Genomic DNA, 10,961 nt, shown 5'->3' with positions numbered 1-10,961 from the left:
CGGCGAAGCTCGGCATCGACCCGCAGCAGGCGAGCCAGCTCATCGCCCAGCATCTCCCGGCCATCACTCAGCATCTTGCCCAGAACGCTGCTGCGCAGGACGGCAGCGCCAGCACCTGAGGCACGGGCATAAAAAAAACGCGGCCCTTTGCGGGGCCGCGTCTCTCAGTCCGCCGAAGCGGAAATAGGTTACATCGACATCGAGTTCATGATGGCTGGGTCCGGCATGGTGCGGCCATAGAGCGAGGCGAACGCCCACACCGTGATGCCGATAATCACCAGGAACAGCGGCACCGTGAGGATCAGGGAGATGCTCTTCCAGATCTGGGCGCGGGAGGCGTCCAGCCCGAAGAACAGCGCCGCCTGGGTGATCAGGCTGAACAGCAGCGCGCCGGCCAGGATCTCCAGCAGTTCCACCACGGGATGATGACCCATGGCCTGGACGTAGGCGAAGTACATCGCCGCACCTGAGGTCGCAAAACCGGCGATGTAGCGCAGGACCGAGCCCTGACGGACCTCGGGATGCGCGAGCGGGTCGTTGTGAGCGGCCATTAGTGGGCACCTCCGAACAGGTAGACGTAAATGTACACGACAACCCAGACCGAGGCCTGGAACTGCCAGAACATGCGCAGGTTCAGCAGCCGCGCCACGACGTTCTCGGTGAAGCCGAACACCCCGACCTGCACCAGCATCACCAGCATCCACAGGATGCCGAAGCCCATGTGCAGGGCGTGGGTGACGATGAGGGTGAAGAAGCACGAGAGGTAGCCGCTGCGGGCGAAGCCGTTGCCCGCGGCGCTGAGCGCGGTGAGGTCACCGAGCCCGATGCCGAGGAACACGACCGCCAGCAGGATGGCGCCGATCATGCCGAGGCTCACCCCCAGCTTGCTGCCGCGCTTGAGCGCGACAGTGGCAAGGCTGTAGCAGAGCACGCTGCCCAGCACGATGAAGGTCTGCAGCAGGCCCTTGCTGGCGCTGAGGAACTGGCTGCCGAGCGGGCCGCCAGCGGCGTTCATCGGGTTGTTCAGCACCGCGTAGGTGGCGAAGACCGCCGCGATGATCAGCGCGTCGCTCAGCAGGTACAGCCAGAACCCGTAGGTGCGGGCCGAGATGTTGTCGTGCGCGTCAGCGCCCGCGTTCCACAGCACCGTGTCGGCGCCGGCTTTGGTGAAGCTAGCCATTAATGTGCCTCCGCATGCCCGCCAACCGGCAGGACCTTGGATTGTTCAGCAACCACGCTAACCGTGTTGAGCTTGCGCTCCATCTCCGCGATGGTCTGGGCGGAGAGCACGTAGCCCTCGTTCTTGTCGAAGGAGCGGATGATCACCAGCAGGATCACCGCGAGCAGGGACGCCCCCGCCAGCCACCAGATGCGCCACACCAGGGAGAAGGTGCAGACGAAGCTCAGCATGCCGATGACGAAGGGCAGGCCGGAGCTGCTCGGCATGTGGATGGGCACGTAGGTGCTCGGCTGGGCTTTCTCCAGGCCATTCGCCTTGCGCCAGGACAGCTCATCCAGCGCGTGCACCTGCGGGGTGACGGCGAAGTTGTAGAACGGCACTGGCGTCTGCGTCAGCCACTCCAGCGAGCGCCCGGTGCCCCAGGCGTCCTGACCGGCCGGCTCGCGCTTGATGAGCGAGACGACGATCATGGCCAGGAAGAAGAACACCGAGACGAAGTACACGCCGATCCCGAGTTCCTCGAGCAGCATCAGCGGCCGCAGCGAGGTGTCGAACAGGTAGTCGAGGCGGCGGGTCTCGCCATCCAGGCCGGCCTGGAACATCGGGATGAACACCAGCAGGCTGCCGGCGACGAAGGTCCAGAAGAAGCACTGGCCCAGCGTCTCGTTCAGCTTGAAGCCGAAGATCTTCGGCCACCAGTAGGTGACGGCGGCGAAGATGCCGGCGCCGATGACGAGCACCATGCAGTGGAAGTGCGCGACCACGAACACGGAGTCATGCACAGTGTAGTCCACCACCGAGGCGGAGAGCATCATGCCCGTGAGGCCGCCGAGCAGCAGCAGCAGGATGGCGGTGATGGCCCAGAGCATCGGGGTGGTGAAGGTGATGCGCCCGCGGAACATGGTGAACAGCCAGTTGAAGGCCTTCACGCCCGTCGGGATGCCCACGATCATGGTGGCGGCGGAGAAGAAGCCAATCAGGTCCGGCCCCATGCCCATGGTGAAGAAGTGGTGCGCCCACACAACCCAGCCCACGCCGGCGATGCCCATTGAGGCGGCGATCATGGTCGGGTAGCCGAACAGCGACTTGTGGGAGAAGGTCGAGACGATCTCCGAGATCAGGCCGAAGGCCGGCAGCACCAGGAAGTACACTTCCGGGTGACCCCAGGTCCAGAACAGGTTGATGTAGAGCATGTAGTTGCCGCCCATGCCGGCGGTGAAGAAGTGCGTGCCGATGTAACGGTCGAGGCCCAGCATGCACAGCGCCGCGGTGAGCACGGGGAAGGCGGTCAGGCCGATGATGGACGTGGCCATCGACACCCAGGTGAAGACGGGAATGCGGAACCAGCCCATGCCGGGGGCGCGCATCTTCACGATGGTGGCGATGATGTTGATGGCGTTGAAGGTGGTGCCGATCGAGGAGACCTGCAGTGCCCACATCCAGTAATCGACGCCCACGCCCGGGTTGGAGGGCAGCTCGGAGAACGGCATCAGCCCGACCCAGGTGGCGTTGGAGAACTCGCCGACGAACAGCGAGATCATGCACAGCAGCGCACCGGACACGGTCAGCCACAGGCTCACCGCGTTGAGGTAGGGGAAGGCCATGTCGCGCGCGCCGATCTGCAGCGGCACGATGATGTTGCCGAGGCCGGTGAGCAGCGGGGTGGCAGCGAAGATCAGCATCAGCGTGCCATGCGCCGAGTAGACTTGGTCGAAATGGTACGGCGGCAGGTAGCCATGCGCGGCACCCAGATAGCCGGGGCTGTTGGGGCCGATGGCGATGGCCTGCTGGGTACGCATCATCACGCCGTCGATGAAGCCGCGGAACAGCATCACCAGGCCGAGGATCATGTACATCACGCCAATGCGCTTATGGTCGACGGAGCACAGCCACTCGCGCCAGATATAGCCCACCTTGCGGAAGTACAGCACGCTGCCGACGGCCACGAGGCCGGCGGTGGCGGCGATGACGAAGGTGAAGATGAGGATGGGGTTGGTGTAGGGGATGGCATCCAGGGTCAAGCGCCCCAGCAGGGGCGACCAGGGGCCGTCAACAGCAACTTGCACGGTATAGATCCTTCCTTAATGCGCGGCAGGGGAGGCCGGGGCCTCGCCTTCGTTGGAGGCGACGCTCTTGGTCAGCGAGTCGGGGACCGGGTAGGTCTTGCCGTTCATCGCGTCCATCACGACCTTGCCGAAAATGCCGGCGGCGTTGGGGGCAGAGAAATAGGACGGGGTAGCGCCATAATTCACCTGCGGCTGGGCGATCTTCTGGGTGAACACGTCGTAGGTGAGCTGGTTCTGGCTCGCCTGCACGCCCTTGACCCAGTTGTCGAAATCGGCCTGGGCCAGGATGCGGGTCTTGAACTGCATCCAGGAGAAGCCGGCGCCCGAGAAATCGGTGGAGAAGCCTGTGAACTCGGCCGGATGGTCGATCTCGAACGCGTCCTTGCTGATCATCGCCGGCATGGCGTCAACCATCGGGGCGACCTGCGGGATGTAGAAGCCGTTCATGGCCTCGGTGGCGGTCATCGTCAGCTGCACGCGGCGGCCGGCGGGAACCACCAGATCATCGATGGTGGCGATGTTCTCGTCAGGATAGACGAACACCCACTGCCAGTCGGTGGCGATAACCTCGACCTTGACCGGCGGCTGCGACGCGCCGGGGGCGCTGGCGAGCTGGGGCGGGTTCCACGGGTCGATGCGGTAGATGGCCGAGACGGACATGTAGGCCAGCACCACGACCATGGCGAGCGGAATGGCCCAGGCCAGGATCTCGATGGTGGCGGAGAAGTGCCAATCCGGCGTGTATTTGGCGTTGCGCGAATGGTGGTAGCGCAGCGGGAAGATGATCGTCATCAGCAGCGTCGGCACGATGATGAGCAGCATGATGCCGGTGATCCACAGCGTGTAGTGGAATTCCAGCCCGGCCATCAGGCCGACGGGGTGGAACAAACGCACATTGTCCGTGGAACAGCCAGCCAAGGCCAGCGGGGCTATTAAGCCGAGTTGTCGCCAGTATCGCAATTATATGTCCTCCCCCAGATCAATCCGCCTGGGATAATTCACTCACCAGAAACCACTTCCCCCGGCTTCGGCGCTGGCAGCTCTTCTTGTTAAAAAGACTGACTGCTCTGACCAAAGCCGCTTGGGGCATAAGATGATTTCCGGTGCCGCGCAATACTGCGAACAGATGGCAGAAATCAGAGGTATGCAGATGACCTCTGCCCAATGAGACAAACATGAAAACGGCGCCCCAAACAATGGGGCGCCGTGTTCCATTTTAGGCCGCTTCAGGCCACGAGGCGGCGGTAGATGTGCCAAGTGGCGTGGCCGAGCACCGGCAGCGCCACCGCAAGGCCCAGCAGCACCAGAACCGTGCCAGCAGCCATCAGCACCGCCACGATGAAGCCCCAGCCGAGCACCACCACCGGGTTGCGGGCCATGGCCCGGGCCGAGACGGTGATCGCCTGCCAGGTCGTGACATCCTGGTCCAGCGCCAGGGGGAAGGAGACGAGCCCGATGCACAGCGTGACCAGGGCAAAGACGGCGCCGGTGAGGTAGCCGAAGAAGATCATCTCCCAGCCCGCCGTGGTGGTGAACACGCGGACGAAGAACTCAAGCCCCCGGGCCGGGCCGCTCTGCCCCAGCGTGTGGGCATAAACGATGCCCGCCACCGCAAGCCAGGCGAGGAACAGCGCGATGCTGAGCAGGCCGAGGGATTGGATGGTGTTCAGGCGGGGGGAGTTGAACGGTTCCGAGGCGGCCTCCGCGAGGGCAATGCCGCTGCGCTCGCGCTCGCGCGAGAGGGCGACGAACCAGAGCGTGACCATCGGCCCGAGCAGGGCAAGGCCAGCGCAGACCGGGAACAGGAATGGCAGCAAATTCGGCGCGGCCACCACCGCGCCGAGCATGATCGCCGCGACAGGGGTAAGCACAGCCAGCACCATCACATCGGTCCGGCAGGCCCGCCAGTCTTCAACGCCGAGGCGCAATGCCTCGAATAAATCCTTGAAATGGATCTGCTTGATCTCGAACTCGCGCCGGGGAACGGCGCCGCTCTTGGAGATGAGGGTGGAATCGCCAGCGCTTGGTAATGCACTCATACTTCTTCCCCTTTGCTTCATGGCACTTTTGGGCCTGTGCCAGGCTGCCGTGGCTGCACGGATATGTTTTTATATTGGAACTATAATGCGCTGGGCGCACCGTTTCCAGCAGCAAATCAGCAGAGGGGAATGAAAAACCCTGCCGCCGGCTCAGGCCAGGGCCCAGGCCAGGCTCAGGCCGGCGGCCAGGGCCAGCCAGGCGGCGGCGGGCAGCATCAGGCGGCTGCGGGATAAGCCGAGCGCATAGCCGGTCTTCAGCAGGTTGTTGCTGGCGCTGGCGATGAGCACGGCGCTGACCACAGCCTGCTGGCCCACCTGGAACTTGCCGTCGAGCAGCGAGAAGATGAACGGGTCGATATCCGAGAAGCCGACCGTGAAGCTGAGCACATGCAGGCCGGTGGCGCCGTAACGCTGGGTGACGGCGTTGGTGATCGCGGCAAAGACCAGGAACAGCAGGGCGAACAGGAAGGCCACTGGCAAGTCGAGCGGGTTGGCGCTCACCGTGGCGTGGCCGGAGGTGGCAGTGCCTTTGGCGTGCCAGGCGAGCAGCCCGGCCACCGCCAGGGAGGCCACGAACAGCGAGCCGAAGGGCAAGGCGAGCGCCAGCGCCGCATTCGCATGGCCGAGCAGGACGATGATAACCAGCAGCCGGGCATACATCATGCCCGTGGCGATGACGACCGCCGCCGGGGCGAACGAGTCGGGCTCGCTGCGCATGCTCCGGGCCAGCACCACGGTGGCGGCGGTGGAAGAGTACAGCCCGCCCAGCACGCCGGTGAGCAATGTGCCGGCGCGCGGGAATACATAGCGATGTGCGAGATAGCCGAGATAGGAGATGCCGGAGATGACCAGCACGGCCATCCACACTTTGGTGTAGGTTATGCCTGCGAGGTACGGGATATCCGAGTCCGGCAATAGCGGATAGATCAGCCCGGCCAGGACGAAGAACTTAGCGAGGGTCACGCCTTCCGCGGCCGGGAAGGCGTCGGAAAGGCGGCGGATTTCCGCCTGCTCGCCGAGCGAAAGCAGGATGAGAATGACCAGCGCCGCGAGCAGGGCGATCGGCGCCACCAGCACCACCGGGCCGAGCGAATAGGCCATCACGCCAATCACCGTCGGCAGCAGCGAGGAGTCGCCGCCCTTCAGGCGCTTGCGGTAATCGAGCATCAGCATCAGGCTCAGCCCGCCCAGCCCGATGCTGAAGGGCACAATCGGGGCGATGATCCACAGGCTGAAGCCGAGCGCGGCCAGGAGCGTGACGGTGCGCGTGGTGCCGAAGCCGAGCGCCTCGGGCTGCAAATTGCCGGCATCGCGCCGCCGGTAGGCGTGCAACTCCAGCCCAATGATGAAGGCAAGGCCAATCGTGCCCAGGAAGGCCGAGAGTTCGGGCGGGATGAGGGCGTTCATGCGGCGCGCAACGCGGCCAGCCCGCGTTCCAGGTCTTCGATCAGGTCGTCCACGTTCTCCAGCCCGATATGGAAGCGGGCCATCTCGCCCTCGAACACGCCGGTGCCCTCCGAGCGCCGGATGGTGCCGGTGGTGGGCAGCACCAGGCTCTCATACCCGCCCCAGGACGCGCCGATGCCGAAGAGTTGCAGGCTGTCGACCATCCGCACCACGGCGGCAGGCGAGAATTGCGGCTGGAAGGCGACGCCGAACAACCCGCAGGAGCCGGTGAAGTCGCGCTTGAAGACCTCGTGCCCGGGGCAGGAGGGCAGGGCCGGATGCAGCACCCGCGCCACTTCGGGCCGCCCAGCGAACCATTCCGCCACGCGCAGCCCGGCGGCTTCCTGCGCCTTGAGCCGCACATGCAGCGTGCGCAGGCCGCGCAGGGCCAGCCAGCAATCGTCCGGGCTGGCGTAGTTGCCCAGCTCCAGAGCGCCCAGGCGCAGCCATTTCCAGTCTTTCTCGCTGTTCACCGCCACCGCGCCGAGCACGATGTCCGAATGTCCGCCGGGGTATTTGGTGAGCGCCTGGATGGAGACGTCCACCCCCTTGGTGAAGGGCTGGAAGTGGTGAATGCCCCAGGTGTTGTCGAGAAACACCTTGGCGCCGCGCTCATGCGCGACCTCGGCCAAAGCGGGGATGTCCTGCACCTCGAAGGTGTGGCTGCCCGGGCTCTCGGTGAACAGCACGCGGGTGTTGGGGCGAAACAGCGCCTCCAGCGCAGGCGCTGTGATCATCGGGTCGTAATAGCTGGTCTCGACGCCGTAGCGGCGCAGCAGCCCGTCGCAGAAAGTGCGGGTCGGGCCATAGACCGAATCGGGCACCAGCAGATGGTCCCCGGCCCTCAGGTAGGCCAGCAGCGGCACGGTGATGGCGGAAAGCCCGGAGCCGGTGACCTGCGCGTGGCTGCCACCCTCGATCTCGGCGATGGCCGCCTCCAGGGCGAAATGCGTCTCGTTGCCGCAAAGGCCGTAGATATCGACGGGCTCCAGGATGCGCTTGCCGGTGGCGAGCTTGGTGACCATGTCCGGGTAAAGCACGGTGGAGCCGCGTACCAGCTTCGGGTTGACGAAGCCGTATTCCTTGGTCGGCTTGCGCCCCGCATGCACCAGAGCCGTCTCGATCTTCTTAACCATCTATACCTCGACCGGGGTGTCGTCCCGCGAGCCCCATTCGGCCCAAGAGCCATCATAAATCGCCGCCTCGGGCAAGCCCGCCAGCGTCAGCCCGAGCGCAAGCACGCAGGCGGTGACGCCCGAGCCGCAGGAGGCGACGAGCCTGCTTTCGCTGGTGATGCCGAGTGTGGCGAATTTTTCCCGCAGTTTGGCGGGGGGCAGAAATTTGCCGTCGCGCAGCAGCGTGGCGAAGGGCAGGGAAATGGCGTCCGGGATATGGCCGCTGCGCATCCCCGGGCGCGGCTCAGGCACGGTGCCGGCGAAACGCGCGGCGGCGCGGGCATCCAGCACCAGCTCCTCCCTGGTGAGAAGGTTGCGCTTGAGGTCGTCCAGCGCCCGGACCATCTCCGCCCGGTAGGTTGCGGTGAATTGGCCCGGTGCGGGTGCATCCGGCTCGCCGTGTTCCAGCGTTCCGCCCGCCGCCAGCCAGGCCGGCAACCCGCCATTGAGCACCTGCACATTGTCGTGCCCGAAGACGCGGAACATCCACCACAGGCGCGGGGCGGAGAAGATGCCGCGCTGGTCGTACACCACGACGCGGCTGGAGGAGCTGACGCCAAGCGCCGCCACGGCGGCGGCGAAATCCCGCGGCAGAGGCAGCATGTGCGGCAGGCCTGAGGCGTGGTCGGCCACGGCGTCGATGTCGAAAAACTGCGCGCCGGGGATGCGCATGGCGGTGAACACCGCGCGCGCGTCCTTGTCCTCGCTCGGCAGGTAATAGGTGGCGTCCAGCACCACTACGCCAGGGCGGCCCAGCAGCTTCTTCAGTGCCGCCGGAGTGATGAGGGGCGAGGTCACCCCCGCGCAGCTGCGACCATGGCGCGCACCCTCTCGGCTGCCGCTGCGCCCTTCACGGCCTCGCGCCACGCGAGCTCGGAGACGCGTTGATGCGCGGCCACCGCATCCTCGGCGTTGGTGATCATGGCCACGCCGGATTGCATGCTGGGCGGGGCGTCGCAGGGGAAGGGGTTGATAGCCAGCGTGGCGCGGTCGCGCGAGCGCAGCAGGGTGAAGGGGCCGTTCGGCTCACCCTGGGCCATGAGGCCGAGCTGCAGCCCGATTGGCTCGCTCGCCATCAGGTCCGCCACCGCCTCGATCTCGCGGATCGCCATCTCGCGCGCGGCGGCACGCAGCCGGTCGCTGACCTGTGCGAGGGGGCAGATGCCCTCGGCCAGGAATTTCTGGATCGACCCGGCGGTGAGGATGGCGATGATAGAGGGCTTGCGCGCGGCGTACATGCGCTTGCGCGAGATCATCACGCTCATCAGCTGTTCCGCCGCGGCGCGGGCGGCCATGCGGTCCGCTCCTTGCGCGTCGGCCTGCTCCTCCAGGATCTGCGCGAGCAGGGAATCGTAATGGTCCGAGGTGATAAGATAGCTGAGCGGCCCGTGCACCTGGAGGATCTGGTCGGAGGTTTCCTCGATCTGGCGCAGGCGCTCGGCATAGCCGACCGGCTTGCCGTAATACTCCACGCCGATGCCGAGCAGCGTAAGCGGCGAGATCTTCAGCAGTTCGGCCAAGCGGTTGACGGTGTCGAGCTTGATCACCTCGCCCTTCTCGTAGCGATATAGCGCAGCGCGGGAGACGCCGAGCCGGGCCGAAATCTCCTCCGCCTTCAGGCCGGATTCCATCCGGTAGGCGCGTAGCTGCTGGCCGATTTCATTAAACCGCATCGTCGTTTTCCCCACGGACTCGCGTGATTGAGTCAGGTTGTGTCCATATTTGTTTACAGCATCTCATAAAACAAGCTTTTTTGCAAACAAAAACTCCGCCTGGCGGAAATGCCGAAAAATAATGAACCAGGGTTGGTTGATGAGAATCATCGCAATGCAGCCAGGACTTGCGGGGGAGGGGGAACCTCAGGCATCACCGGACCATGAAACTTGACCGGATCATCCTGCTCGCTTTGGCGATTTCCCTCGGCATGGGGTGTCTGCTCATTCTGCTGCCGTTTCTGCCGGCCATGCTGTGGGCGGGAATTCTCGTCTATTGTCTCTGGCCGCTTTACGCGGGGTTCCGCCGTTATACGCGCCCCAGTGTCGCGGCGTTCGTGATCACGCTGGTGGTGGCTGGCATCGTGCTGGTGCCGCTGGTGCATCTGGCGCTGCTGGCGGCGCGCGAGGCACGCGAAAGCGAGCGCTGGGTGCAGGGCGTGATCCAGAACGGCTTGCCTCCGGCTCCGGCGTTTTTCCAGCATATTCCGCTGATCGGCGGGTTGCTGACGGATTTCTGGAACAATTCGGCGGATGATCTGGGCGGTGTGGCCAGCACCATGCAGCCGGTGCTCGGCACGCTGGCTCATTCCGGCTTCCGGCTGCTGGTGCAGGCGGCGCACGGGCTGATCGGCACGGTGGTGGCGCTGTTCATCGCGTATTTTTTCTTCCTTTCGGGGGAGGCGATCGTGGCGCGCATCCGCCTGCTGTTGGTGCGGCTCATCAATGAGAGCCGGACAGATGAATTGCTGACGCTCGTTGCCGCCACGGTGCGGGGCGTGGTGTTCGGCATCCTCGGTACCGCGGCGTTCCAGGGCGTGCTCTATGCCATCGGGTTCGAGGTTGCTCATGCGCCCCAGCCGCTGCTGCTGGCGGCGCTGGCCGGGATCATCTCCATCGTGCCCGCGGGGGCAGTGGTGATTTACGTGCCGGTGTGCCTGTATCTGCTGGCGGTTGGGCATCCGGTGGCGGCGCTGCTGCTGGCGGCGTATTGCTTCATCGTCGTCGGTGGCGCTGATTCCGTTCTGCGCCCCTGGCTGATCTCGCGCGGCGCCTCGCTCTCTTATGCCGTGACGCTGATCGGCGTGCTGGGCGGGGCGATCACATTTGGCGCGCTGGGGATCTTCCTGGGGCCGGTGCTGCTGGCGCTGGGGCTGGCGCTGGCCGAGGAATTCGCCGGTCAGCCGCGCGGCGCGTGGCGTTAGGAAAATATTAACTAGAGCATTTTCCGATCAAATTGACTGATATCCTGCTTTGGCGAAGAAATTTTTGCATTCGGTTGGGATGAATTTTTCGATTGCGTTGGCAGCGGCTTTCCTGAGGTCTTCGAGGGTTCTTGGCTC

General features: G+C 64.9%; 10 protein-coding genes. 1 reads left to right on the top strand and 9 read right to left on the bottom strand.

Going from position 1 to position 10,961, the window contains the following annotated elements; translation table 11 throughout:
- Nucleotides 1–188: 188 nt before the first annotated feature.
- The 9 genes from ACLPJJ_RS07755 to ACLPJJ_RS07715 form a co-directional block, all read right to left on the bottom strand.
- Nucleotides 189–551 (bottom strand): hypothetical protein, encoded by a 363-nt coding sequence (locus ACLPJJ_RS07755; protein ID WP_443590377.1) that lies wholly within the window; start codon nucleotides 549–551, stop codon nucleotides 189–191.
- On the bottom strand, nucleotides 551–1,180 hold the full coding sequence (locus ACLPJJ_RS07750) for a cytochrome c oxidase subunit 3 (RefSeq protein WP_443590376.1): 630 nt from the start codon (nucleotides 1,178–1,180) through the stop codon (nucleotides 551–553). The genes ACLPJJ_RS07755 and ACLPJJ_RS07750 overlap by 1 nt, the downstream gene beginning before the upstream one ends.
- Entirely contained in the window at nucleotides 1,180–3,246 is a 2,067-nt protein-coding gene (locus ACLPJJ_RS07745) for a cbb3-type cytochrome c oxidase subunit I (protein ID WP_443590375.1), read from the bottom strand. The genes ACLPJJ_RS07750 and ACLPJJ_RS07745 overlap by 1 nt, the downstream gene beginning before the upstream one ends.
- 15 nt (nucleotides 3,247–3,261) lie before the next feature.
- Nucleotides 3,262–4,134: a cytochrome c oxidase subunit II gene (locus ACLPJJ_RS07740; RefSeq protein ID WP_443590374.1), complete on the bottom strand. Its 873-nt coding sequence runs from the start codon at nucleotides 4,132–4,134 to the stop codon at nucleotides 3,262–3,264.
- A 338-nt stretch (nucleotides 4,135–4,472) separates the two neighbouring features.
- Entirely contained in the window at nucleotides 4,473–5,285 is an 813-nt protein-coding gene (locus tag ACLPJJ_RS07735) for a DUF2189 domain-containing protein (RefSeq protein ID WP_443590373.1), read from the bottom strand.
- A gap of 150 nt (nucleotides 5,286–5,435) precedes the next feature.
- Nucleotides 5,436–6,692: an MgtC/SapB family protein gene (locus ACLPJJ_RS07730; protein WP_443590372.1), complete on the bottom strand. Its 1,257-nt coding sequence runs from the start codon at nucleotides 6,690–6,692 to the stop codon at nucleotides 5,436–5,438.
- Nucleotides 6,689–7,867, bottom strand: a complete 1,179-nt coding sequence (gene metC, locus ACLPJJ_RS07725; RefSeq protein WP_443590371.1) for a cystathionine beta-lyase — start codon at nucleotides 7,865–7,867, stop codon at nucleotides 6,689–6,691. Before metC ends, ACLPJJ_RS07730 begins: the two co-directional genes overlap by 4 nt.
- Nucleotides 7,868–8,704: a 3-mercaptopyruvate sulfurtransferase gene (gene sseA / locus ACLPJJ_RS07720; protein WP_443590370.1), complete on the bottom strand. Its 837-nt coding sequence runs from the start codon at nucleotides 8,702–8,704 to the stop codon at nucleotides 7,868–7,870.
- Complete coding sequence (locus ACLPJJ_RS07715; RefSeq protein ID WP_443590369.1) at nucleotides 8,701–9,579, bottom strand: helix-turn-helix domain-containing protein; 879 nt, start codon at nucleotides 9,577–9,579, stop codon at nucleotides 8,701–8,703. Before ACLPJJ_RS07715 ends, sseA begins: the two co-directional genes overlap by 4 nt.
- Before the next feature lie 203 nt (nucleotides 9,580–9,782).
- On the opposite strand from ACLPJJ_RS07715, the gene ACLPJJ_RS07710 reads away from it, so the two are divergent.
- Nucleotides 9,783–10,823: an AI-2E family transporter gene (locus ACLPJJ_RS07710; protein WP_443590368.1), complete on the top strand. Its 1,041-nt coding sequence runs from the start codon at nucleotides 9,783–9,785 to the stop codon at nucleotides 10,821–10,823.
- Nucleotides 10,824–10,961 lie beyond the last annotated feature (138 nt).

It is taken from the genome of Acidocella sp., from assembly GCF_052326845.1.
Lineage (GTDB): Bacteria > Pseudomonadota > Alphaproteobacteria > Acetobacterales > Acetobacteraceae > Acidocella.
The sequence above is the reverse complement of the archived record's forward strand: the minus strand, read 5'-3'. Positions and strand labels throughout refer to the sequence as shown.

Coding starts and splice junctions, on each gene's coding strand:
- ACLPJJ_RS07755 (WP_443590377.1), bottom strand. CDS start 551: ATGGCCGCTCACAACGACCCGCTCGCGCATCCCGAGGTCCGTCAGGGC.
- ACLPJJ_RS07750 (WP_443590376.1), bottom strand. CDS start 1,180: ATGGCTAGCTTCACCAAAGCCGGCGCCGACACGGTGCTGTGGAACGCG.
- ACLPJJ_RS07735 (WP_443590373.1), bottom strand. CDS start 5,285: ATGAGTGCATTACCAAGCGCTGGCGATTCCACCCTCATCTCCAAGAGC.
- ACLPJJ_RS07730 (WP_443590372.1), bottom strand. CDS start 6,692: ATGAACGCCCTCATCCCGCCCGAACTCTCGGCCTTCCTGGGCACGATT.
- metC (WP_443590371.1), bottom strand. CDS start 7,867: ATGGTTAAGAAGATCGAGACGGCTCTGGTGCATGCGGGGCGCAAGCCG.
- ACLPJJ_RS07715 (WP_443590369.1), bottom strand. CDS start 9,579: ATGCGGTTTAATGAAATCGGCCAGCAGCTACGCGCCTACCGGATGGAA.
- ACLPJJ_RS07710 (WP_443590368.1), top strand. CDS start 9,783: ATGAAACTTGACCGGATCATCCTGCTCGCTTTGGCGATTTCCCTCGGC.